18 protein-coding genes are annotated in these 24,668 nt (G+C 62.1%); 10 read left to right on the top strand and 8 right to left on the bottom strand.

From position 1 onward, the window contains the following. The first annotated feature begins 79 nt into the window (after positions 1-79). The 3 genes from V5E97_RS12035 (at position 80) to V5E97_RS12025 (ending at position 3,102) form a co-directional block, all read left to right on the top strand. Entirely contained in the window at positions 80-868 is a 789-nt protein-coding gene (locus tag V5E97_RS12035; RefSeq protein ID WP_406699564.1) for a platelet-activating factor acetylhydrolase IB subunit, read from the top strand. An 893-nt stretch (positions 869-1,761) separates the two neighbouring features. Further along, positions 1,762-2,049, top strand: a complete 288-nt coding sequence (locus V5E97_RS12030; RefSeq protein ID WP_406699563.1) for a hypothetical protein — start codon at positions 1,762-1,764, stop codon at positions 2,047-2,049. A gap of 39 nt (positions 2,050-2,088) precedes the next feature. Continuing rightward, the gene (locus V5E97_RS12025; protein WP_406699562.1) at positions 2,089-3,102 is read left to right on the top strand and encodes an RluA family pseudouridine synthase; all 1,014 of its coding nucleotides are present in this window, start codon (positions 2,089-2,091) and stop codon (positions 3,100-3,102) included. A 456-nt stretch (positions 3,103-3,558) separates the two neighbouring features. Here V5E97_RS12025 and V5E97_RS12020 read toward each other — a convergent pair whose 3' ends face one another. Together V5E97_RS12020 and V5E97_RS12015 are read right to left on the bottom strand one after the other, a co-directional pair. Further along, complete coding sequence (locus V5E97_RS12020) at positions 3,559-4,947, bottom strand: DUF1501 domain-containing protein (RefSeq protein WP_406699561.1); 1,389 nt, start codon at positions 4,945-4,947, stop codon at positions 3,559-3,561. A gap of 60 nt (positions 4,948-5,007) precedes the next feature. Continuing rightward, positions 5,008-7,779, bottom strand: a complete 2,772-nt coding sequence (locus V5E97_RS12015; protein WP_406701150.1) for a DUF1549 domain-containing protein — start codon at positions 7,777-7,779, stop codon at positions 5,008-5,010. Positions 7,780-8,549: 770 nt separating this feature from the next. On the opposite strand from V5E97_RS12015, the gene V5E97_RS12010 reads away from it, so the two are divergent. The 3 genes from V5E97_RS12010 to V5E97_RS12000 all read left to right on the top strand — a co-directional run bounded on the left by V5E97_RS12010 (position 8,550) and on the right by V5E97_RS12000 (position 15,703). Continuing rightward, positions 8,550-9,506: a LysR family transcriptional regulator gene (locus V5E97_RS12010; protein WP_406699560.1), complete on the top strand. Its 957-nt coding sequence runs from the start codon at positions 8,550-8,552 to the stop codon at positions 9,504-9,506. Between the two features lie 160 nt (positions 9,507-9,666). After that, the gene (gene gltB, locus V5E97_RS12005; protein WP_406699559.1) at positions 9,667-14,238 is read left to right on the top strand and encodes a glutamate synthase large subunit; all 4,572 of its coding nucleotides are present in this window, start codon (positions 9,667-9,669) and stop codon (positions 14,236-14,238) included. Then, positions 14,231-15,703, top strand: coding sequence for a glutamate synthase subunit beta (locus tag V5E97_RS12000; RefSeq protein WP_406699558.1), 1,473 nt, complete (start codon positions 14,231-14,233; stop codon positions 15,701-15,703). The genes gltB and V5E97_RS12000 overlap by 8 nt, the downstream gene beginning before the upstream one ends. Positions 15,704-15,915: 212 nt before the next feature. On the opposite strand, the gene V5E97_RS11995 is transcribed toward V5E97_RS12000, so the two are convergent. From V5E97_RS11995 to V5E97_RS11985, 3 genes are all read right to left on the bottom strand, one after another. After that, positions 15,916-16,593 (bottom strand): flavoprotein, encoded by a 678-nt coding sequence (locus V5E97_RS11995; RefSeq protein WP_406699557.1) that lies wholly within the window; start codon positions 16,591-16,593, stop codon positions 15,916-15,918. An 88-nt stretch (positions 16,594-16,681) separates the two neighbouring features. Further along, on the bottom strand, positions 16,682-16,921 hold the full coding sequence (locus V5E97_RS11990) for a hypothetical protein (protein ID WP_015248133.1): 240 nt from the start codon (positions 16,919-16,921) through the stop codon (positions 16,682-16,684). Between the two features lie 256 nt (positions 16,922-17,177). After that, positions 17,178-18,017 carry a restriction endonuclease gene (locus V5E97_RS11985; protein WP_406699556.1) on the bottom strand — a complete coding sequence of 280 codons (840 nt, stop codon included), beginning with the start codon at positions 18,015-18,017 and terminating at the stop codon, positions 17,178-17,180. A 258-nt stretch (positions 18,018-18,275) separates the two neighbouring features. Here V5E97_RS11985 and ispD point away from each other — a divergent pair, with 258 nt between their 5' ends. From ispD to V5E97_RS11965, 4 genes are all read left to right on the top strand, one after another. Then, positions 18,276-19,022: a 2-C-methyl-D-erythritol 4-phosphate cytidylyltransferase gene (gene ispD, locus V5E97_RS11980; protein ID WP_406699555.1), complete on the top strand. Its 747-nt coding sequence runs from the start codon at positions 18,276-18,278 to the stop codon at positions 19,020-19,022. Between the two features lie 349 nt (positions 19,023-19,371). After that, complete coding sequence (locus V5E97_RS11975; RefSeq protein ID WP_406699554.1) at positions 19,372-19,833, top strand: VOC family protein; 462 nt, start codon at positions 19,372-19,374, stop codon at positions 19,831-19,833. A 37-nt stretch (positions 19,834-19,870) separates the two neighbouring features. After that, positions 19,871-20,638, top strand: coding sequence for a YciI family protein (locus tag V5E97_RS11970; protein WP_406699553.1), 768 nt, complete (start codon positions 19,871-19,873; stop codon positions 20,636-20,638). A gap of 109 nt (positions 20,639-20,747) precedes the next feature. Continuing rightward, positions 20,748-21,176: a VOC family protein gene (locus V5E97_RS11965; protein ID WP_406699552.1), complete on the top strand. Its 429-nt coding sequence runs from the start codon at positions 20,748-20,750 to the stop codon at positions 21,174-21,176. A gap of 67 nt (positions 21,177-21,243) precedes the next feature. Here the strand turns inward: V5E97_RS11965 and V5E97_RS11960 are convergent, their stop codons facing one another. The 3 genes from V5E97_RS11960 to V5E97_RS11950 form a co-directional block, all read right to left on the bottom strand. Further along, the gene (locus V5E97_RS11960) at positions 21,244-22,098 is read right to left on the bottom strand and encodes an amidohydrolase family protein (RefSeq protein ID WP_406699551.1); all 855 of its coding nucleotides are present in this window, start codon (positions 22,096-22,098) and stop codon (positions 21,244-21,246) included. Between the two features lie 43 nt (positions 22,099-22,141). Continuing rightward, the gene (locus V5E97_RS11955; RefSeq protein ID WP_406699550.1) at positions 22,142-23,641 is read right to left on the bottom strand and encodes a DUF1501 domain-containing protein; all 1,500 of its coding nucleotides are present in this window, start codon (positions 23,639-23,641) and stop codon (positions 22,142-22,144) included. Between the two features lie 174 nt (positions 23,642-23,815). Then, a complete protein-coding gene (locus V5E97_RS11950; protein WP_406699549.1) occupies positions 23,816-24,319 on the bottom strand; it encodes an RDD family protein in 504 nt (167 codons plus the stop codon). Positions 24,320-24,668 lie beyond the last annotated feature (349 nt).

Raw genomic sequence — 24,668 nt, 5'->3', positions numbered from 1 at the left:
GGATGGCGGGCCTGTTGGCGGACCCGGCAACGGTCCTTGGCTCATTCTTCCCTCTTGTCGTCTCGGAAAGGTTCGCGATATGCACAGGCTTGCAGGCAGCCTGAGGAATCGATCACTCGTTCTGGCGCTCACGCTGGCGCTGACCGCCGTCGTTGCGGGACAGACAGCACAGGCGCAGGCCACCGCAGAATCAACGACCACTCCCGCGCCGCGCGCCGGGTCCTGGATGCAGCGACACAAGGCGTTTCTCGATCGCGCCAAACAGGGAAACATCGACCTGCTCTTCCTTGGCGACTCCATCACCAATGGTTGGAGCGGAAAAGGAGCAAGCGACGTCTGGGATCGGCACTACGGCCCCCGCAACGCGGCCAATTTTGGCATCGGCGGCGATCGAACCCAACACGTCCTCTGGCGCATCGAGAACGGCGAAATCGACGGCATCAGCCCCAAGCTGGCGATGCTGATGATCGGCACGAACAATGCCAGCGCCAATACTTCGGATGAAATCGCCGAGGGGATCGAGGCGATCGTCAAGTCGCTCCGCCAGCGGCTCCCCAAGACCAAGATCCTCTTGCTCGCCGTCTTCCCCCGAGGCGAGAAGCCAGGCCCTGTTCGCGAAAAGCTGGCTGCCGTCAACGAGCGGATCGCGAAGCTCGACGATGGCCAGATGGTCAAGTACCTCGACATCGGCCCGAAGTTTCTCAATGAAGACGGCACGATCTCGAAGGAGATCATGCCCGACTTCCTTCACCTGAAGCCAAAGGGCTACCGGATCTGGGCCGACGCCGTCGAGCCAACGGTCTGGGCGATGCTCGACGAAGAGTCGGTCAAGCCCAGCGAAGTCAACGGCGCGAAGACCAAGCCTTGATTCCTTGGTCCATCCTCTTTTTCTTTTTCCTGGGGCCGCGGGTGAGTCGCTCGCGGTCCCGGAGCGAATCCCCGACGAACTCGGGTCATGAGTGACAAGTTCGTTGAGACGGTTCCAACGCGTCGGCATTGACGACTCGCCAAACCAGCCGCGACTCACCCCGCCTGGTTCGCTTGACCGTCCGACGTGTTAGCCTGTAAGATGCCGTGGGGTCTGGCCTTTCAGAATTCAACAAGGATATTCTCCGTCGCTCATTCGGGGAATAAATAGAGGCTGAGGATGAAAGACGAGCCGCGATTGCCGTTGAAGCACGAACATGAACACGCGGTCCCGACCGTCATTCACCACCCCGAGGAGGATCTCCCCCTACTCGCGCGCTGGCTGACTCACGCGATGGAGAACCAGACGCGGTTCTGGAGCCTTCTGATCGGCCTGGTCGTGGTCGTGGTGGGGCTCTCGCTGCTGAGTACCGGCTTGATGTCGGGCCGCGCCGCCTCGAATGACGCTTGGACCGAGCTGGATACCGCCAAGACAGCGGCCGAGCGGGTCGATATTGCCAACAAATACCCCAACACCGCCGCCGAACGATGGGCACTCCTCCAGGCGGCCACCGAGTATTACAACACGGGGTTCGCCGACCTACCGGCCAACCGCGACGCGGCACTCCCTCAGTTGAAACTGGCGCTCAAATACTTTGAGCAGGTCGCCAGGAGTCGCCGAAGGACGCCCCGCAAGCGCGTGCCGCTGCGTTCGGTGTCGCGCGGACTCACGAGGCTCGCAACGAGATCGAGAAGGCCGTCGAGCAATACCAGTCGGTCGCCAAGTCGTGGCCTGATACCGAGGAAGGACGCGAAGCCAAGAAGCTGGCGGAGCTGCTCCAGAAGCCCGAAAGCGTGGCCTTCTATAAAGAGCTGTACGCCTTCAAGCCGGTGGAAACGACCCTACCGCCCCTCGGTCAGGAATCCATCCCGCTCCCCCCCGGCATTCTCAATCCCGGTGGTAGCGGCAGTGGCGCCGGTTCACTGCTCCTTCCCCCGCCTCCGCCCAGCATCGACGATAAACCCCAACTGCCCGCCGTTGGAGACACGCCCAAGGCGAGCCCCGCGACCAAGTTACCCGAGGACGTTTTTGCGCCGTCGGCCACCACCCCCGAGCCGAAGAAGGAAGAGCCGAAGCCTTGATCTTCGACCACGAAGGTTGCGAATCGGCCTGAGCGCAGAATGCCTCCTGAACTCTCCAGCACCCCTTGCGATTTTCAGGTCAAGGCCCGGATGGTGGGCAAGCGGATCGACGCGTACCTCGCGAGCCGCTACCCCGACTATTCCCGGAGCGTGATCCAGAAGGTTATCGACGCCAAGGCGGTCCTCATCAATGGGCAACCGACCAAGGCGTCGTACAAGGTCCGCCTCGACGACGAGATCCGCGTCTGGCTTCCCGAACTGGCCGATGAAGCGCCGATCCCTGAAGAGATCCCACTTCAGGTCGTCTACGAAGACAAGGCGCTCACGGTCGTCAACAAGCCTCCGCGGATGGTCGTTCACCCGGCCAAAGGGCACTGGAGCGGCACCCTCGTGAATGCCCTCCAGTTCCACTACGACACCCTTTCGACCGTGGCCGGTGAGAACCGGCCCGGGATCGTTCATCGCCTCGACCGCGATACGACAGGGCTCTTGCTCGTTGCCAAGGACGACCTCGCCCACCGCAACATCGCGAAACAATTCGAGCAACGAACCGTCCGCAAAGAATATCTCGCCATCGTCTCGGGCGTCCCTTCGCGCGACAGCGACTATATCGAGAAGCCGATCGGCTTCCACCCGACCAACCGCGAGAAGATGGCGATCCGGCTCCCCGAAGATGGCGCCAAAGAAGCGGTCACCTTCTACGAAGTCCTCGAACGATTCGACGGTTACGCCTACGTTCGCTGCAAACCGAGGACCGGGCGCACCCACCAGATCCGCGTCCATCTCGCCCACATCGGCCACCCGATCGTGGCCGACAAGGCGTACTCAGGCCGCGATCACCTGACCTTGGGCGACCTTATTGGTGCCGGAGCCGAAGGCGCCGATCAAGTCCTGATCGATCGCCAGGCGCTGCACGCCCACAACCTGTTCATCCAGCACCCGCTCTCGGGCGAAGATCTCGCTCTGAATGCTCCCTTGCCCGACGACATGGCCAAGGTGCTCGCGGCGCTTCGGTTGCATCGGCCCAAAACGACTCAAGGCCCCCATCGCTAGCGAAGCCAGACCCGACGCCTTGGTAGAAAAGCTTCGCCGAACCCGTCATGAGCTTATCAGCGATTTACGATGGTTCAGCGGCCAGAATCCGATTTTCCCCGTAAGGGTGAGCACGGCCCACCATCCCTATCTCCTTGCCAAAGCGAAGGTTAAGATGGTGGGCCGTGCCCACCCTAGGGACTTTCTCACCGCCGATGCCAGGACCAGTGGACAGCGCGGACACTTTGGGCGGCCAAGGCAGCCCGAGGAGCCGAAGCAAGGCTCTGCCGGAGAAGGACTTCTGCGCCACCTACTGGCTACGCGACCACTGCTGTAACTGTCCGCGCTTGTCCACCCTCGCTGAGAAAGTCCCCCACCCTACGGGAATTATTAGGCCGACGATAATGTCATGGCCGAGCGCGTTGACGTAAGGTGAAACGGGTTCGGCAAAGCGTTACACACGGCAGACTCTCCAGCTCAGGCAACGACGCCCTGAACAACCTTCCCCTTCACGTCGGTCAGGCGCATCTCGCGGCCGGCGTACCGGTAGGTCAGTTTTTCATGGTCCAGCCCGAGGAGATACAGGATCGTCGCGTGCCAGTCGTGAACGTGGACGGCGTTTTCAACGGCCTCATAGCCATATTCGTCGGTCTTGCCATACGCCAGGCCGCCGCGAACGCCTCCTCCCGCCATCCAGATGCTGTATCCCTTGTGGTTGTGGTCGCGGCCATCGTTCCGCTGCGCATAGGGGGTCCGCCCGAATTCGCCGCCCCAAACCACAAGCGTGTCTTCAAGCAGGCCACGCGTCTTCAGGTCGGTGAGTAAACCGGCAATCGGCCGGTCGATCGCCAGCGCGTTGCTGGCATGGGCCTGTTTCAGGTTGAAGTGCTGGTCCCAGCCGCCGTGACAAATCTCGACGAACCGCACTCCGGCTTCGGCGAACCGCCGGGCCAACAAGCATTGTCGGCCGAAGTCGTCGGTCGCCGTCTCACCAATTCCGTAGAGCTTCCGGGTGGCTTCCGACTCCTGCGTGAGGTTCATCAGATCGGGCAGCTCGCCCTGCATCCGGAAGGCGAGCTCATAGGATTCGATCACGCCGTCGATCGCCGGATTCACCTGGTCCCGCTCGAGCGTTTCCCGGTTGAGCGTCTGGACCAGATCGAGTTGCCTGCGCTGGTCGGCCGCCGGACGCTTCGGGTTTTTCAGGTTGCTGACCACCGCATCGGCAACCGGCATCCCGCTATATCCGATCCGAGTCCCTTGATAGATGGCCGGCAAGAACGAACTGCCGTAGTTGGCCGAGCCACCATTGTTGATGGGGGGACAGATCGTCACGAACCCGGGAAGGTTTTCATTCTCGGTGCCGAGCCCGTACTGCAACCAGGACCCCATCGAGGGGCGAGGAAACTGGAAGATCCCCGTGTGCATCTGTTGAAAGGCTTGGGGATGGTTCGGCAGGTCGGTCTGCATGCTGTTGACGAGACAGAGGTCGTCCGCGCACCGGCTGACCTCCGGGAACAACTCGGAGATCCAGAGCCCACTCTGCCCGCGCTGGCGAAACTCCCAAGGGGATCCGAGCAGCTTGGCCCCGGCCGCACGCCCCTTACCGAAGGTCTGGCCGTCGTCGCTGGAGAGCTTCGGCTTGTAGTCGAAGGTATCGACATGCGACGGTCCCCCCTCCATGCAGAGGAAAATGACCCGTTTGGCACGCGCGGGAAAGTGCGTGGGCTTCGGCCTTAGAGGGCTCGCCTCTTTCTCCGCGGCCCAGGTAGAAAGCCCCGCGAAGGCCAGGTAGCCGAACCCCGACGACGCCGCCTTGAGCAAGCTGCGCCGGGACAGAATCGAAGCGTGAGGGTCCTGGTTCATCCGAGATCGTCTCCTTCACGAGAATCTGTGTACCGGGGATCTGTTCGCAAGATCAGGTGATCAGCTTCGATAAAGGAACTCAGCGCTGGCGAAGAGGGCCTGGCAGAACGCCGCCCAACCGGCACGACCCGGCGTGGAGCTCGCGGTCCGACGTGCCGCCTCGCCGCGCGATTCACCTTCCAAGAAGGCCTGGGCCGCCCCTTTCTCCTTGTCGGTGGGGGGCCGGCCGAAAGTCCGCAGGTAGGCCTCATTGATCCGATCACCGTCGTTGTCGACGTCGCGGATCAACCGATCGGCGAGGGCCTCGGCCTGGCGAATCACAAACGGGCTATTCAGCAGGTACAGGCCCTGCGCCGGGACGGTGGTTGTGGCTCGTTCGGCGACCACCAGGCTCGGGTCGGCGAAATCGAAAAGCGCGAGTGATTCCAGAAAGTGATTGCGAATCACGGGCAGATAGACGGAACGGCAGGTGAGCCGCAAGTCATAGGCCCCCCCGAACCGTTGCAACGGAGTGGTGTTTCCTTCGCCTGCGCGAGCGACCGGAGATCCCTTGGGAGGATCGAGAGTGAGCTGGCCGCTGATCGCCAGCATCGCATCGCGAAGCGCCTCCCCTTCGAGCCTTCGCTTGCTCATCCGCCAGACCAGGACGTTGTCAGGGTCGGCCTCGTTGTTGGTTGCGTCGAAGCCCGATCCCATCTGATAGGCACGGGTAAGCACCAGTTGACGGATCAGTCGTTTGACCGACCAGCCCTCTTCCATGAACGAAACCGCGAGGGTGTCGAGCAATTCCGGGTGACTTGGCGGCTGTCCGGCCGCACCGAAGTTATCGGGGGTCGGAACGAGGCCGCGCCCGAACAGGTGAAGCCAGACCCGATTGACGAACACACGAGCCGTCAGGGGATTCTTCGGAGACGCCAGCCACTCCGCCAGTTCGAGACGGCCGCTCCCTTGGCGGACGTCGGAAATCTCCCGGCTCACTACCCGCACAAGCCCGCGCGGAACGACGTCGCCGGGCTTGTCGATCTCTCCGCGTTGATAGAGCGGGCTGTCGACCGCTGAGGCCCGATCTCGGACCCCCATGGCACGGGACTTCGGGGTTCCGTCGGCCTCAAAGGAGTTCAAGCGGCTCTGGAGTAAAGCGAGCCGGATCGTGGTCATCAGCCCTTGCTGATTGCCGAACAGGTTTCCCTTCCTGAGCAGGTCGGCCCGAGTCTTCTTGAGCTGGTCGATTTGCCGCTGAAGCTGGGCCCGCGCTCCGTCCGTCAGGGGTTCCTGGGCGTCCAACTGGCCCGAATCTTTCGGGAGCGTCAGAAGATCGGCCGCGTTCGGATTCTGGATGATCCGGACCGTCCCGTAACAGGTTTCCGTGCTCCGAAAGATTCCTGCAAGGGCGTAATAATCGCTCTGGGGGATGGGATCGAACTTGTGGTCATGGCAACGAGCACAGGCGACCGTCAAACCAAGGAACGCCTGCGAGGTCGCGTCGATCTGTTCGTCGATCAGATCCATCCGGAATTGCAACGGGTTGCGCTCGACATGCGACTTCGGGCCGATCGCGAGAAAGCCCGTGGCGATCTGCTGCTCGGCGCGTTGCCGGCCCTCGGCGGCCGGCAGCAGGTCCCCTGCCACATTTTCCCGGATGAAGCGGTCGAACGGCTTGTCGTTATTCAAGGCCGCAATGACATAATCACGATAACGCCATGCGTTTGGATAGTTAATATTCACTTGCTTCCCACTTGACTCGGCGAAGCGGGCCACGTCGAGCCAGTGCCGTCCCCATCGCTCACCGAACCGAGGCGAGGCGAGCAGTCGGTCGACGACGCTCTCGAAAGCAGCCGGAGACTGATCGTCGAGGAAGGCCGCGACTTCCGCAGCGGTGGGAGGCAGGCCGATCAAGTCGAAAGAGACCCGGCGGATCAGCGTGCGTTTGTCCGCATCGATGATGGGCTCGAGCCCTTTCGCCTCGAGCCTGGCCAGGAGAAAGCGGTCGATCGGGGAGCGCGGCCAGGCCTCGTCTTTGACCTTGGGCGCATCGGCTTTCTTCGGAGGTTGGAACGCCCAGAACTGGCGTCCCCCTTCGACGTCGATCTCCTTCGCCGCCACGGACGACGTGCCGTCGCGTGGGTCGGGGGCTCCCATTTCGATCCAACGCTCGAAATCATGGATGACCTCGTCGGGGAGCTTCTTCTTGGGCGGCATCTTCAAGTCGTCGTCGGTGTAGCGGATCGCCTGCAAGAGCAGGCTCTCGTCGTCCGGTGCGGCAGCGACGGCGGGGCCACTGTCCCCTCCCCTGCGAATCCCCTCTCGGGTGTCGAGAACCAGTCCTCCCTTGATCGTCTTCGCCGAGGAGGCATGGCATTCGTAGCAGTAGGTCACAAGCGCCGGGCGAATCTTGGTCTCGAAGAAGGCCAATTGTTGCGGCGTGATTGGCCTTTGCCCCTGCCCTTGTCCTTGGGCGTCGCGGGGTTTGGCCACCGCTTGCTTCATCTTCGGACGTGCAGCCTTCTTCATGAGCCCTGGAGCGGCCTGACGAAGCGTTCCCAACTTCGCAAGTTCGCGAACCGTCAGGGAACCGTTCCGATCGGCGTCAAGCCGGGCGAAGACCGGGTCAATCAGCGCGGGCCGTGCCTTGAACTGCGGTCGACCAGCCATGAGCGTACGAAACTCATCCCGGCTGAGCGCATCGTCCCCATCGAGATCGCCATAGAGCAGTGCGTACTGAGCGCGGGCCTCAGCTTCATCAGCCTCGTCATCGGCTGCGAGCGCCAGGCCCAGCAGGACACTGAACATCAGCAGGCCGACCGAGGCCCCCGTGATCGCGTTGCGGTTCATCACGTACGCCCTTCCCCATTGTCCGTCCCGGAGCCTCGGCCCTCGATCCGATCGGCCTTGTAGTAAGCGCCGATTCGGCACCAAGGCCGATCTTGTAGCCGGAACCAGGCGCTCACTGTTGGGTCGAAACATCAGTACCGAAAGGATCCCCTGCCGCGGCATCGCGACCTGAGCCTAACGGGACTAAACCAGGAGCTCAGAAAGAAGTGTCTCTCATGCTGAAAGTTTTCCGAAATCATGGGGTGCGGCTTCCTGTAGTCGGCCTCGGACGCGAGCGACCGAAACGGGACGCTCCCGCTCGCCCCTCCTCTTCTTCAAAATCTCCAGCATGCATGCGGCCTCCTTTGGAGCAACGCGACGGCCAGACCGAGCCGCTTGGATCGACGCAGACACTCAAGTCCCAAAATCCTTGGTCGAATCAGAGCCCCCATCTCAAACGGAGCTCGAGGAACCAGACCGGCTGGCTGACTTTCTCAATCGACTCAGACGAATTACAAGAGACTCATCTCCTTTCTTGATTCTTTCACTAGGCTCACGGCCATCGGAAAGAATCGGCAAATCCTCCCCAAATCGAGGCCGGTGTTCGCGTTCGGGACTCCAACGTTCGGAACCAGCGTCCGCTCTTATCAAACATGCTTGTCCGCACTCCGCCGGCAATTTTTTTGAAGACACCTCTTGACGGCAGAGGTGGGGACCCGGTTTAGTATTATGAATTCCGATATCTCATTCAGCGCAGTATCAGCGAAATGCCGATAGGCAAGATGTAGGGCATGCAGCTCGAATCGATCAAGGTTTTTTGCGACGTGGTCCGTTGGGCCAGCTTCTCGCGTGGCGCAGCGGAGAATCAGATCTCCCAGTCGTCGGCGAGCCAGGTCGTTCATCAACTTGAGGTGCGTTTGGGTGTGAAGCTGATCGATCGGTCGAAGCGTCCTTTGGTCCTGACTCCGCACGGGAAGGTTTATTACGAGGGCTGTAAAGAGTTGGTGGGTCGCTACCTGGAAATCGAGAACCGGGTCAAGGCACTGGAAGACGACCACAACCTGGTCGGCACGGTGCGGCTCGCCTCGATTTATTCCATTGGTCTGCACCACATGAGTCAGTATGTCCGGACGTTTGGGGAGCTCTACCCGGGCGCGAATGTGCAGCTCGAATATCTCCACCCGACGCGGGTGGTGGAAAGTGTTCTGGCGGAAGAGGTGGAGCTCGGCCTGATCTCGTTTCCTCGCAAGTGGACCGACCTCACGGTCACCCCTTGGCGTGAGGAAGAAATGGTCTTGGCGGTTCATCCGAGCCACCGGTTCGCCGGGCTCACGAGCGTTGCGGTCGCCGACCTTGATGGCGAAACGTTCGTTGGTTTTGACGCCGATTTGGCGATCCGCCGGGCCATTGACCGGTTCCTTCGCCATCACAACGTTCAGGTCCGGGTTGCGGTGGAGTTCGACAACATCGAGAACATCAAGCGGGCTGTCGAAATCCCGGCCGGCGTGGCCATTCTTCCCGTCCCCACGCTGGCACGCGAAGTCGCTGCGGGCTCGCTCGCCGCGGTTCGGCTTGATGGTCAAGACCCGTCTCATCGTCTGACACGTCCGCTGGCAATCATTCGCCGGCGGAGTCATCAACTCAGTTTGACGGCGTCGCGGTTTCTGAAACTGCTGACAGCCACCGAAGAGTGTGTTCCGGCGGCGGCCGGTGCTAGCTCGGCCGAACGCGTCGACGCGAAATCTTGAAGCAGACGCGTTGGGAAGGATCCCGGGGAAGCCGACCCTCACCCCCGAAAGGTGAGGCGGTGTCCGCCGGATCGCCTTGATTTGTTTGATCGACAAGTAAGCAGTGCAGTTGATCCCGATCGTTCCAGTTCACGGATAGCGCCGTGAGGGGTGAGTCATCATGAGTTCAGGGTCTCCGAAGCAACAAGGCCTATATGACCCGCAGTACGAGCATGACAGCTGCGGCGTCGGCTTCGTGGTCGACCTCAAGGGGCGGAAAACGCATAGGCTGGTCCACGACGGTCTGACGGCGTTGATCAACCTGAACCATCGCGGCGCTTGCGGGTGCGAGGATAACACGGGCGACGGCGCGGGAATTCTGATTCAGATCCCGCACGAATTTCTCGTCGCTCGCTGCCGTGACGCGGGCATCGAACTACCGGGTCCCGAAGAGTACGGCGTCGGCGCTTTCTTCACTTCGCCCGATCCCGCGCAACAGGCCTTCGGAATGGACCTGTTCGAGCAGATCGTCGCGGAAGAAGGCCAAACGTTCCTCGGCTGGCGTAAGATCAAGACCGACAACTCGCTGCTGGGCGAAGGGGCGCGGTCCGTCGAACCGACGATGTATCATGCCTTGATCGGTCGTGGACCGAACATGACCGACGCCGATCGGTTCGAACGCAAGCTCTTCGTCATCCGCAAGGTCTTCGAGACCCGGCTCGAGCGCTCGGGGCTCGATGACCATAAGTTCTTCTACTTCTCGAGCCTCTCCTGCCGCACGGTGGTGTACAAGGGGATGCTCACCCCCGACCAGGTCGGCCCTTATTTCGCCGACGACTTGGACGATCCGCTCCTGAGCAGTTCTCTCTGCCTCTTCCATTCGCGGTTCAGCACCAATACGTTCCCGAGCTGGGAGCTAGCGCACCCCTACCGGATGATCTCGCACAACGGTGAAATCAACACCTTGCGAGGGAATATCAACTGGATGCGGGCCCGCGAAGCCCTCTTCGAGTCGGATCTCTACGAGCCGGGCGACGTCAAGAAGCTCTTGCCCATCATTCGTGAAGGACTGAGCGACACCGCATGCCTCGACAATGCGGTCGAGTTGCTCGTCAAGTCAGGCTTCAGCCTGCCTCACGCGATGATGATGCTGATCCCAGAAGCCTGGGAAAACCATGAGACCATGTCTCAGGTCAAGAAGGACTTCTACGCCTACCACACCTGCTTGATGGAAGCCTGGGACGGCCCCGCCTCGATCGGCTTCACCGACGGCAAGAACATCGGCGCGGTCCTCGATCGCAACGGCTTGCGACCCAGTCGCTACGTCGTCACGAAAGACGGCCTGGTGATCATGGCCTCCGAGGTCGGCGCCCTGGACATCGCCCCCGAAGACGTTGTCCTCAAGGGACGGCTTGAACCCGGCAAGATGTTCCTCGTCAACCTCGAGGAAGGCCGGATCGTCGACGACGAAGAGCTCAAGCACTCGATCGCTTCCGCCAAGCCTTACGGCAAGTGGCTCCGCGAGTACATGGTCCCGCTCGCCGAGGTGCCCCCGGCGCCTCTCGTGCCCGGCCCCGACCACGAAACCTTGCTCCATCGCCAGTTGGCGTTCGGATACACCCTCGAGGACCTCAAGTTCATCCTCGGCCCGATGAGCAACAACGGCGAGGAATCGCTCGGCTCGATGGGGACGGACACCCCTTTGGCCGTCCTTTCCGATCGGTCCCAGCCGCTGTTCAACTACTTCAAGCAGCTCTTTGCTCAGGTGACCAACCCACCGCTCGACGCCATTCGCGAAGAGCTGGTCACCTCGGTCCTGACCGGAGCGGGAGGAGAGGAGAATCTTCTCCAACCCACCCCCGAGAGCTGCCGCCAGATCGCCCTGGACTTGCCGGTCCTCGACAACGACGACCTCGCGAAGCTGAAGCAGCTCGAAGGCTGGCGTGGATTCAAGTCGGCCGTGTTGCCGATCCTCTTTCCCGCCGCCGAAGGAGCGGCCGGGCTGGAGCGTTCGCTCGACGAGATGTTCGAGAAGGCCGTCGAGGCGATCGAGTCGGGAGCCAACCTGCTCATCCTCTCCGACCGTGGAGTTGATGCGAACAACGCGCCGATCCCTTCGCTCCTGGCCTGTGCCGGGCTGCACCATCACCTGGTGCGCAAAGGGTTGCGGTCCCGCGCCGGCGTGGTGATGGAATGCGGAGACGCCCGCGAAATTCACCACTTCGCGCTTTTGCTCGGCTACGGAGCAGGGTCAATCAACCCGTATGTGGCCTTCGAGACGCTTGACGACATGATCAATCAGGGTCTGATCCGACCCGAGATCAATCATGCCGAGGCGGTCTATCGCTACCGTAAGGCGATCAAGAAGGGGGTGGTGAAGGTGATGTCCAAGATGGGCATCAGCACCATCCAGAGCTATCGAGGCGCCCAGATTTTCGAGGCGATCGGTCTGAACAAGGCGTTCATTGACCGCTACTTCGAGAAGACCGCGTCGCGGATCGGCGGCGTCGGACTCGAGGAGATCACCCGCGAGACGCTGACGCACCACCGCGTCGCTTACAACGCTCGCGAAATCGGGCCGACGATCCTGGAAGAAGGGGGCCAGTACCAGTGGCGCCGGGATGGTGAATTCCACCTGTTCAATCCCGAGACCGTCTACCGGCTCCAGCATGCCACTCAGGCAGGCCGATTCGACATCTTTAAGAAGTACACGTCGCTGGTTGATGACCAGAACGAGCGACTCTGCACGCTCCGTGGACTCTTTCGCTTCAAATTCGACGACCGCACCCCGATTCCCATCGAGGAAGTCGAGCCGATCGAGGCGATCCTCAAGCGGTTCGCCAGCGGAGCGATGTCTTACGGCTCGATCAGTGGCGAGGCCCACGAGACCTTGGCCATCGCCATGAACCGCCTCGGAGGCAAGAGCAACACCGGCGAAGGAGGCGAAGACTCCGCCCGGTTCACCCCCTTGCCCAATGGCGATAGCAAGCGAAGCTCCATCAAGCAGGTCGCCTCGGGCCGCTTCGGTGTGACGAGCGAATACCTCGTCAACGCCGATGAGATTCAGATCAAGATGGCGCAAGGGGCCAAGCCCGGAGAAGGGGGACAGCTCCCCGGGCACAAGGTCTACCCTTGGATCGCCAAGGTCCGGCACTCGACGCCAGGCGTCGGCCTGATCAGCCCGCCACCGCACCACGATATCTACTCGATCGAAGACCTGGCGCAGCTCATCCACGACCTCAAGAACTCGAACCCGAGAGCCCGGATCAGCGTCAAGCTCGTGGCCGAGGTTGGCGTCGGCACGGTCGCCGCCGGCGTGGCCAAGGCACACAGCGACGTGGTCCTGATCAGCGGTTTCGACGGAGGAACCGGGGCCAGCCCGCTCACCTCGCTCAAACATGCCGGGATCCCCTGGGAACTCGGGCTAGCGGAGACGCAGCAGACGCTCGTCCTCAACCGGCTCCGTGACCGGATCGTCGTTCAGGCCGACGGCCAGATGAAAACCGGCCGCGACGTCGTGATCGCCGCGCTGCTGGGAGCCGAGGAGTATGGATTCGCGACCGCCCCCTTGGTCGTGATGGGTTGCATCATGATGCGGGTCTGTCACCTCGACACCTGCCCGGTCGGCATCGCGACCCAGAATCCGAAGCTCCGTGAGAAGTTCGCCGGCAAGGCTGAGCATGTGGTCAACTTCTTCAAGTACATCGCTGAAGAAGTCCGCGAGCTGATGGCCCAGCTTGGTTTCCGCACCCTTGATGAGATGATCGGGCGGAGCGACCTGCTCGACATGAAGCCGGCCATCGACCATTACAAGACGCGCGGACTCGACTTCAGCAACATCTTCTACCGGCCGCCGATGGGCCCCGACGTCGCGGTTCGCAAGATCCACGATCAGGACCACGGCCTCGACAAGGCCCTCGACCAGGAGCTGCTCGTGCTGGCCGCGCCTGCCTTGGAGTCAGGCAAGCCGGTCGAGCTCACCCTGCCGATCCGTAACGTCAATCGCACCGTGGGCACGATCCTCGGCAGCGAGCTGACTCGCAAGTATGGGGCGGCCGGACTGCCCGACGACACGATCAAGATCAAGTTCAACGGGTCCGCCGGCCAGAGCTTTGGCGCCTTCGTTCCTCGCGGAATGACGATGACCATCGAAGGCGATGCCAACGACTACGTCGGCAAGGGTCTCTCGGGCGGTAAGCTGATTCTTTATCCCCCCAAGACCGCGAGCTTCGTGCCCGAGGACAATGTCCTGATCGGCAACGTCGCGCTCTACGGGGCAACCGCCGGCCTCGCCTTCTTCCGCGGCCGCGCGGGCGAACGATTCTGCGTCCGCAATAGCGGAGCCAGGGCCGTCGTGGAAGGGACCGGCGATCACGCCTGTGAGTATATGACCGGGGGCGTCGCCGTCGTCATCGGCCCGACCGGCCGGAACTTCGCCGCCGGTATGAGCGGAGGTGCGGCGTTCATCTTCGACGAGGCGGGGGATTTCCCGCAGCGGTGCAACCTCGAAATGGTCGACCTCGAGCCGCTTCGTGAGTCGGAAGATATCGAGATCATCCGCGACTTGCTGCTCTCACATGCAGGGTACACCGGCAGCAAAGTGGCCGCTCGGCTCCTTGGCAACTGGGACTGGGCCGTCGAGAAGTTCGTGAAAGTCATGCCCGTCGACTATCGCCGGGTGCTCGCAGAACAGAAGAAACTGGCCGAAGCCAAGCGACTGGACGAGCTGCAATTGGAGGTGAAAGGTGGGTAAGCCGACCGGTTTCATGGAGATTTCTCGCGAGTTGCCGACCCGGCGGCCGATCCCCGATCGGGTCAATGACTACCTCGAGGTCTATAACCCATTCTCCGAAGACAAGCTCCGGGCCCAAGGGGCCCGGTGCATGGATTGCGGGATCCCGTTCTGCCACCAGGGTTGCCCGCTCGGCAACCTGATCCCGGACTGGAACGACCTGGTCTACCGCGACCAGTGGCGGAATGCGCTCGAGCGTCTGCACGCGACCAACAACTTCCCCGAGTTCACCGGCAAGCTCTGCCCGGCTCCTTGCGAAGCCTCGTGCGTGCTCGGGATCAACAGCGACCCGGTGACGATCAAGCAGGTCGAAGCGAACATCATCGAGAAAGCCTGGGCAGAAGGCTGGGTCGTTCCCCTGCCCCCCAAGGTTCTGACCGGCAAAACCGTGGCCGTTGTTGGCTCCGGCCCCGCCGGACTGGCCGCCGCCCAGCAGCTGGCCCGCGCAGGGCATACGGTCACGGTTTTCGAGCGCGACAACCGGATCGGCGGACTGCTCCGCTACGGCATTCCCGACTTCAAAATGGAAAAGCGGCACGTCGATCGCCGCATTGCCCAGATGGAAGCTGAGGGCGTGATCTTCCGGGCCGGGGTCAACGTGGGCGTCGATATCACGGCCGAGCAACTGCTCGCCGAGTTCGATGCAATCTGCCTGTGCGGCGGGTCGACCGTCGGGCGTGACCTCCCGATCGAAGGCCGTGAACTCGATGGCATCCACTTTGCCATGACGTTCCTGCCGCTCCAGAACAAGCGGGTCGCGGGCGACGTCATCGACGATGCCGACTTCATTTCCGCCAAAGGAAAGGACGTCATCATCATCGGCGGCGGCGACACAGGCGCTGACTGCTTGGGGACCGTCCTCCGCCACGGTTGCAAGAGTGTCCATCAGTTCGAGATCGTCCCCCGTCCCCCCGAGACGCGCACCCCGACCAACCCTTGGCCGCAGTGGTCGAACGTTTTCCGGGTTTCCTCCGCACACGAGGAGGGGGGCATCCGCGAATACGCCATCAACACCAAGCGGTTCCTCGGCGAAAATGGTCATGTGACCACCTTGGAAACCGTTCGTGTCGAGATGAAGGTCGAGAACGGGCGGCCGCAGTTCGTCGAGATTCCGGGCAGCGAAAAGCAATACCCCGCGGATCTGGTCTTGCTGGCCATGGGCTTCGTCGGCCCCCAACGCAGCGGCCTCCTCGACCAACTGAACGTCGAACTCGACCGCATGGGCAACGTCAAGGCCAGCGCTGATAAGCGCACGAGCGTCGATAAGGTCTTCACCGCGGGCGACATGACCCGCGGGCAGAGCCTGATCGTCTGGGCGATCGCCGAGGGGCGGCAAGCCGCCCATTCGATCGATGAGTACCTGATGGGGCAGTCGCTCCTGCCCAAGCCCCTCGAATACGGCAACTCCGCTCGACCGTTCGCCTGAGCAAAGCGCAAGGGTAAAGGGGGAGGGAAACCCGCCCCCTTTCCCTTTTGTCTGTCGAGCGCGAGTCGTCCCAACAGGCGCACCCAAGACGCTCGAATCCCTCAGAAGCCAAAGCCCTGTCAGAGCGGCCGAATACCTACGGTCGCTCTGACAGGGCTCGTCTCTTGATTGCCTGAGGGTTCCTGAGGCGTTGCCTCGGACCACTCACCGCTTCATGAGCGAATTGCAAGCAAACTCCATTGGCGTACGGCCTCGGCAATGGTGGTGACTTCCGCCATGGCACCGAGGCCGATGTCTCCACAGGCGAGCCGCTTGGCCTGCGGTGGGACGAGGACGAGCCGCGGCGTCTGTCTGGCGAAGACCTCGGCCGCCTCGTTGAGATCCCAGCCTTCTTCGACCGGCCCGTCGCCACGATCCGCGAGCAGTTGGCGAAGGTGGCGCAACGTCACCGGGCTCTGCCACATCAACGTGTTCATCGCAGGTGCCAGGATCACGGGCTTGGTGAAATCCCAGGCCCGAAACAGGCAGGTCAGAAAGTTATCCGAGAACCCGAGCGAGAATTTAGCCAGCGTGTTGGCGTCGAGCGGGGCCACGATCAAAAGGTCGGCCCACTGCCGAAACGCGATGTGTAGGACCGGGTCATCACGTTGGTAGCGCTTGCCCGTACCAGTCGTCCACTCGTCGACATCACGAAAGAGCGGACCTCCCAGCGGGTCCGACTCGTCCCGCGCGAGCTCCTCAGGATCGAAAAAGTGGAGCGCAGGTTCCGTCGAAACCACGCGCACCTGGTGACCCGAGGCACGGAGCGATGCGTAGAGCGCGGGGGTCCGCACGGCGGCAACCGAGCCGGTCACGCCCAAAACGATTCGCGATACGGGAAGGGGATTCATAGGACTCGCGAGTCCAGCTCGCTCGGTATGAGCGAGCTAGGCTATCAAGAGATGGGACATCACTTTATAAAAAAAAGACACCGGCCCGTTAGCGCCGATCCGCCGAGAGCGGTTCGACGGCGTCGTTGACGGCCTGGGTCAAATTGTTCCAGAGGGTGCGACGAAGTTGCTGAGTCTCACGACGGGTCAGAAGCAGGCGTTCTCCCGCCCGTTCCACCAGCGCCGAGACAATGACCTTCAAATCTGTCTGGAGCAACCCCGACAAGTCTTCGAACTCGTTCGGCAGTTCCAGAGAGCGTAGCGGAGTCTTCGAGTTGCATATGGCCATCGAAACCCTCCATGGCTGGGGATCACCACTGTTGCGCGGACTCCTCCCGGGCGAACTCAAGCTAAACCGTGGTCCTATCCCCAGTCAAGTTTATTTCGTCCTCACTTTTGCGTTCACTGTGAGCCCGGGTCCATCGCGAAGGGTACACGCGGTCGCATACTCCTCCCCTACGGACCTGTGCAAGTATCGCGCCATCTTCTTGATTCCACTCACGGACATGGTTTAGATATCGATGATATCGTGATTTTTTTGAAAATCAAAACCAGACCGGCTCAGGTTCTCGAGACGCACCGGGTCCGATGGCATCGTGAACCAGTTCGACCAGTCGGGGACCGTCAATCAATTCGATCGGGTGTTCGGCGACGAACTTTTCGGCCGCCAGTGAGAACGTGCGCGTCGTGACAAAGAAACCTTTGTGGCTGCGTGTGTGGTGAATCGTGCCGAGAAACTTCTGAAGTTCAGGCGAGCCAACGACTCCGCGGCTCTGGTACTTGCACTGCACGACCGCAAGCAGGCCGTCGCGTTTCACACGCAGGTCGGCCCCTTGGTCGCCGGTGCCACCGACAATCTCCACCTCGTAACCGAGAGCTTCAAAGACCTCGGCAACGAACTCCTCAAAACCCTCGGGAGTCAACGTTCCGAGCTGTGCGAGCTTCAGGTCGGCCCGCTTGGCCTGGAGCCGAAGTCGCTCGGCACGTTCCCGGGCCTCGCGCACCTCATCGCGGACCTCGTGCAAGGCATGCTCAACTTCTTTGCGTTCATTGCCTTCAAGACGGTCAACGTAGCGTTCGATCTTGAACAGGGCATTCCGGATCGTATTGTCGAGCCGAGCCCGTTCGGCCCGGGTCAACTGATTCTGATACCTGCGGAACACGGCATAGTGCAGATGCTCGAATGCTCCGGCGAGTTCGTCGGCCGAGCGAATCGCAGGCGCATCATCCTGATACGCGAGGCTCGTCCAGAGCAATCCCTGGCGATTTCCGGACGAGGACGAAGTCGACTCCGCCCCCGGCTGCTTGAGAGGCGTCGACGACTGACTCCGCTCTTTGAGCCACTCCAGCAACATCGAGGCACATTGCGGCCCGAGACACTCCATCGCCCTGCCCTCTCCTTAGAATTGGCTGTCCGAGCAGAGAAGCCCGGCCCTTTTGGCAACGAGCCGGATCAACTCCACTCACCTCACGTTCCTTCAGCATCTCCTGAGCCAACCGACCGGGCAAACAAATTCGCCGGGCTCTCGTTCGATCCCTCACCCAAGGGTCGTTCTCGTTGACAACGTGGCCTTCCGGGGCCAACATTCAAGGTCTCGGGTCGGAATCGAACCCGACCTCCGAAGTCAAAAGGGGTCGACCGAATGGGTAAATTTGCCGTCATTCTTCCGGCCGCCGGGCGTTCGACGCGGTTCGGCAACGCGAAGCAGAAGAAGGTCTTCGCCGAGCTCGACGGCCGCGCTGTCTGGCTCCGCGCCGCCGAGCCGTTCGTCAATCGCGACGACGTCGCTCAGACCATCGTCGTGATCGCCCCCGAAGATCGCGAACTCTTCGAGTTGCGGTTTCGGGCCAGCGTCGCCTTCTTGAACATCCGCGTCATCGATGGAGGCGCGGAGCGGTCCGACTCAATCGCCAGGGCCCTGGAAATCCTTGAACCTGATTGCGAGTTCGTGGCGATTCACGACGCGGCACGCCCCTGCGTGACCGCCGACCAGATCGACGCGGTCTTCGGGGCGGCCCGGGACCACGGCGCCGCCCTGCTGGCCGTCCCGGTCGCCGACACGATCAAGCGAGTCGGCCCCGACCGGCTCACCACCGAAACCGTGCCGAGGCGCGACCTCTACCTGGCGCAAACCCCGCAGGTCTTCCGTCGCGACCTCCTCCTACGGGCCTACGCCAATCGGGAGCGGTTAGGGGCCGATGTGACGGACGATACCCAACTCGTCGAAGCCATCGGCCAATCGTGCGCAGTGGTCGAGAGCACGTCCCTCAACCTCAAGATCACGTCCCAGGCCGACCTCCGGCTCGCCTCGGCTGTCCTCCAGGCGCTCCCGAAGCCGAAACGGGACAGCCCCGCGCACCCGTTCTCCGACGAGCGAGCGATGTGGTAAGGACTGATTTCTGGGGCAAGCGGGGAATTCAAGGGGCCCCTCTCCAAGCTCGGCGAGCAAATCCTCATCCCGCCTGTCCGAGCTCCGCAAGTCTCGCGAGCATCTGACATTTCCCCCTTTTTTTGCCGGGTGAAATGGACTCCTCGTGGATCGGCACGGGGTTGAGGTCATGGAGCCGCTCGCGAACTCGCCCGCACAGTGTCCTTCGGTCTCGTTGGCGGTGAGCGCAAAAAAAGATCTCCGTCGCGTGTCGATCGGCCCCCGGCCCGTTCGACTACGGGTAGACCGGATGGCCGGCGCCTTTAGGATGGGGCTGGCCGAAGCATGACGCAAGTTCATGAGAGAACCTATGTCTCGACAGAAGATCACCCCCTGCTTGTGGTTCGACGGAAAGGCCGAGGAGGCCGCCACCTACTACGTCTCGATCTTCCCGGACTCCGCCATCACGGACGTCACTCCGGGCCCGAACGGAGCGGCGCTGGTGGTCTCGTTCCGGCTCGCGGGGCTCCAGTATCTCGCTTTGAACGGCGGACCATATTTTCAGTTCAACGAGGCGATCTCACTCTCCATCGACTGCCAGTCGCAGGCCGAAGTCGACGAGCTGTGGGAGAAGCTCTCATCCGGCGGGTCGAAGGGCCAGTGCGGGTGGCTCAAGGACAAGTACGGCCTGTCATGGCAGGTGGTCCCTTCCGTGCTATCGCAACTCCTCTCGGACCCCGACCGTGCGAAGACCGCCCGTGTGATTGAGGCAATGATGGGGATGACGAAGCTCGACATCCAGGTACTTCGCAACGCGGCCGACGAAAAATAGGCCGGGACCTGATTTCGGTATCCGGGAGAGGGGCAAGATGAAATACATGCTGCTGATGTACGGGGCCGAGGGCCGCTGGACCGAGAGCGAGCGCACCGCCTGCATGGTCGAGTCCATGCAGATCTGCGACCAGCTCGCCGCCCAGGGAAAATACGTTGCCTCATCGCCGCTCGAATCGGTGACGACGGCCGTGACCGTCCGCGTGCGGAACGGAAAGACGCTCGTCACCGACGGCCCGTTTGCGGAAACGACAGAGCAACTCGGCGGCTACTACATCCTGGAGCTCGAACATCTTGACGAGGCGATCGCCCTCGCCTCGATGCTTCCGCCCGTCACGAAGGGAACCGTCGAGATCCGCCCGCTGTTTCCCCTCGACGGTTTGCCGCCGCGGCAAGCGCACCCGGCCGAAACGAAGATGGGGGCGGGCCGCCCGTTCATGCTCCTCTGCTACGACGACGAGTCGGCGTGGCGGGCCGCCGGTCCGAATGCGCGGCAGGAGGCCATGGCGGAGGCTGCGGCACTCACCAGGGAGTTGGATGACGCCGGCCGGTACGTGAGCGCGTCGCCGCTCCATCCCGCGGAAACGGCCACGTGCGTGCGGGTGCGGGACGGAAAGCGGCTCACCACCGACGGCCCGTTCGCCGAGACTCGTGAGGTCCTGGGCGGGTACTACGTGATCGTTGCCGAAACGCGCGAGGAGGCCGCCCGCGTCGCCGCTCGGCACCCCGGCGCGCAGCTCGGTGCGGTCGAGGTCCGGCCGCTCTTCGAGGTCTCGAGGCTTCGAAAATCGGCGCCGGCTTCGTGATCGCTGTCGATTTCCAAGCCAGCCGATCGACTACAAGAGGAGTGTGGCCGACGCACGAAGGCGACACATCAGTCCGCACGGAAAACGACCAACCCAAAATGGAGCGAGCATGACTGGAATCGCCATTACCCCTTACTTGTTCTTCGGTGGTCGCTGCGAGGAGGCCCTCGAGTTCTACCGCGAAGCACTCGGCGCTGAGGTCGAGAGAGTCGTGCGGTTCGACGAGAGCCCGGAATCGCCCCCGCCCGGAATGCTCCAGGCGGGCTTCGAGAAAAAAATCATGCATGCTTCGTTTCGCGTGCGCGGCGTCCCGCTCATGGCGTCCGACGGGTGCGATGACCACTCGAAGTTCGACGGGCTCAACCTGGCGCTCACCGTCCCGACCGAGGCCGACGCTCACAAGGCATTCGACGCCCTGGCCGATGGGGGCACCGTCCAGATGCCGCTCACGAAGACCTTCTGGTCGCCATGCTACGGGATGGTGACCGATCGTTTCGGCCTCGGGTGGATGGTGATGGTCCCCGGCGAGGTAAGCTGACCACTTCAAGCCGCTCGATGCCGGGCTTCCGATCCCGGCATCGGCTTACTCCGATCAGCGGACGAGGTTACTTGAGCGGCTGAAATAGGGTTTGCTCGGCCGTGCGCGTGAGCATCCAGTCCCGGTCTTCGGGGGTTAGGAAGTCGAGCCGTGTGCGAATCAGGTCGACGCTGTCGCTGTACTTGTCCCGGTCGACCTGGAACGGACAGTCTGTCTCCCACATGCAGCGCTTGGCGCCGAACGCGTGAACGACCGACTTGATCAAGGGGGCGAGGTCGAGATACGGGGGCGTTTTCTTCCCCAAGGCATAGAACGCCCCGACTTTGACCAGCACTTTGGGATGCTTGGCCAGCGCACAGAGGGCATCGACCTCGTCGGCCTTGATCGTGCCATCAACCCCGATCCTGCCCAGGTGATCGATGATCACCGTCGTGTCAGGGAACTTGGAGCACATCCGGTCGACTTCGGGAAAGCCGTCGGGATTGATCAGGCAGCTCAAGGCCTGCTTCGTTTCCGCGGCGGCGGCGAACATCGCAGTGTAGCCAGCGGGTTCCAACCAGCGTGCGGGGGGCAGCTTGCTGTAGTTCGGGGCGATCCGAAAAGCACGGACGCCTTTGGGGAGCAATGCCCGCATCGCCGTATCAGGCTTCGGCGCGAGAGGATCAACGATTCCCGTACCGACGAAGCGGTCCGGGTAAAGTTTGATCATGTCGAGCATGTACGAGTTGTCGAACTCGTAGTAGCTCATCTGGATGAGGTTGACCCGCCCGACTCCGGCCGGCCGGCATTGGGCGAGCAACTCCTCGGCCGTGAACGAACGCGGTTGCATGTCGGCGACCGTGAACCCTTTGGCCAGCGGATAGTGCGCGACGTCGGGCGTCCAGATATGTGAGTGGGCGTCGATGTACGGTTCCAAAGCCATCCCCGAGCTCTCCAATTTTCGCGAAGCCAGCCCCATCGCCCACTCAGGCGAGCACCTCGGTCACGACCTCACTGTCAGGCATGAGGGCCATCGGACGCCCTTGCTTATCGACGAGCATGGTTTCGGGGTCAACCCCCATCAGGTGGTAAATCGTGGCGAGAATATCCTTGGGAGACACCTTGCGCTCGACCGGATCGCTGGCGATCTTGTCGGAACGGCCGACGACGCGCCCGCGTGCCACCCCACCCCCCGCCATCAAGACCGAGTAGCACCTCGACCAGTGGTCGCGGCCTCCCCCCCTGCCCTTGCTCAGAATCGGCGTCCGCCCATGCTCGCTGAGACAAACGACAAGTGTCTCGTCGAGCATGCCACGACCGTCGAGGTCGAGCAAGAGACCGGAGAGCGTCTGGTCGAGCCCGGGCAGGAGCTCATCCTTCATCCGAGGAAAGTGGTCCCAGTGAGTGTCCCAGCCGGTTCCCGCCAGGCCATACTCGTCCCAGAAGGCCGTGATGAACCGGCCCCCCGCCTCGACCAGGCGTCGTGACGTCAGGGCGGCCTGGCCGAACAGGGTCATGCCGTAGAGCTCGCGGGTAGCGACGGTCTCCTGGTCGAGATCGAACGCATTTCGAAGTCGATCGGAGCCGAGCAGGTTGTAGGCCATCGCGCGATAGTGCTCGATGCCCGAGTTTTTCGTCCCTGCGTCGAGCTCGCGACGGGTCTGCTCGAACTGTTCGAGCAGGTTCCGACGGCGGTCGAGCCGGTCGAACGTCAGATCGGGGCCGAGACTCGAAACCGCGCCGAGCTGGAACCGGCTCTCGGGGGTGACCCCCCGGTACGGCTCGAGGTCGTTCCAGGTCTTGTCCGCAAGCGTCTTCGAGGCCTTCTTGGTGGCCTTGCCGACAAATTCGGCCGAAACGGGGTCGTAGGATTGGCCCAGGAAACCGCCGTACGGACCCGCGCGAGCGACTTCGCCAACGCGCTGGCTGCTGAACGCCCAGGGGAGCACGAGGTTGTTCGGCACGTCGGGCTGGGCCGTCCCCGCCCTGGAGCGCTCGACGTAATCGATGACGGATCCGATGTACGGCCAGTGCCCCTCGCCTCTCGGGTTCAGCTCCATGGGAGCATCGATCCGAGGGATCCCGGTCGTCGCATAGGCCACCCCGTGAAGCGGGTACGGGTGGGAGACCGACCGGATCACGGTCACCTTATCCATGACCTTCGCCATCCGAGGCAAAAGTTCACAGACGTCGAGTCCCGGAACGCTCGAGGGAATCGACTTCAGCTCGCCCCGAATTTCTTCAGGGGCGTCGGGCTTGGGGTCGAACGTCTCGAGTTGACTGGGGGACCCATAAAGAAAGAGGAAGATACACGCCTTGGCCTGACCGAATTGACCGGCCCCGGCCAACGGCGCGGCCGATGCCGAGCGGGCGGAGCCTCTTCCCGCAAGACCCAGCCCCATCAGCCCGAGCGAACTGACCTGGAGCAGGTCGCGACGCGTCATTCCATTGCAGAAGCGCTTCGGACCACCAAGAACGCGAAGCATGTCCACCTCGGATCAGGGACCGCTAGCGGAAGGAGGGAACCAGGCTGCCTGATAGCAACAGCCTGGTCAGCATCCGGTTTGAGACGTTGCGTCGTCGATTATGCCAGTTCAAGGAGAGTTAAACAACCGAGGACTCCGGCACCCTTTTGCCCCGCCTCTCATCGGCGGCACGACTCAGCGGGCCTTGACCACCAAGGTTCCGGCAATCATGTCGTGAAGCGCCTGCTTGCGTTCGGTGAACGCCGCCATGATGTAGCCAATCATGAAGATGATGGCGGACAAGATCTTGGCGAACTCACGTCCAAGGGCACGTCCGAAGCTGATCCGACGTCCCGCGAGGTCGGTCACCTTGAGGCCCATCATGATCTTTCCGTAGGACGCCTGCTTCTCGGAGCTGACCATGAGCGGGTAATAGCAGATCTGGATGACGATTGAGAGCAGGCTGGAGACCAGCGCCCCGATGGCGGGATCCAGCTTGGCGGCCGCCCCGAGAAGCTGGATCGAGAAGCCGACCACAAAGTTGATAACAAAGACAATCAGCCCGTCAATCACCAACGCCACAAAGCGAACCCAAAATCCCGCGTATTCCACAGGAGCCTGAGTGGCACTCCCGTACCCCCCAGGTGCCGCTTTGGGTGCTGCGTAGGGATTAAAATCAGCGTCATTGACATAGCTCATCGCATGACTCTCCGTGCTTATGGCTCTCAAATTCAGCCGTTCGTGTGACGTCCCACCGCATGCTTTAGCTTGGTTCCCCACCAATCACAAAGACGCGAGCACAAGGGTGGCAAGGGTACCATAGCATGATGTTTCATTTGTAAGAGACAAAGAAAAAAAACACGAACACTCGCATCAATCGGAAAAACGACTGTCGGACTGAGCCAGACGTTCGCGATTTCCGTTTGGCTCCCCCACAAAACGTGGACTATCGGTGGGTGGCCAGATCAACAAGTTATTCAGGTGGCGAAGCCACGAGCGGCCTACGAGAAGCCTCCGTCATCGAACGGACATCCCGAGCCCACGGCAG

Source organism: Singulisphaera photorubra, from assembly GCF_045290345.1.
Taxonomy (GTDB): domain Bacteria; phylum Planctomycetota; class Planctomycetia; order Isosphaerales; family Isosphaeraceae; genus Singulisphaera.
Note: the sequence above shows the minus strand (reverse complement) of the source record. Positions and strands in the feature narration are given on the sequence as shown.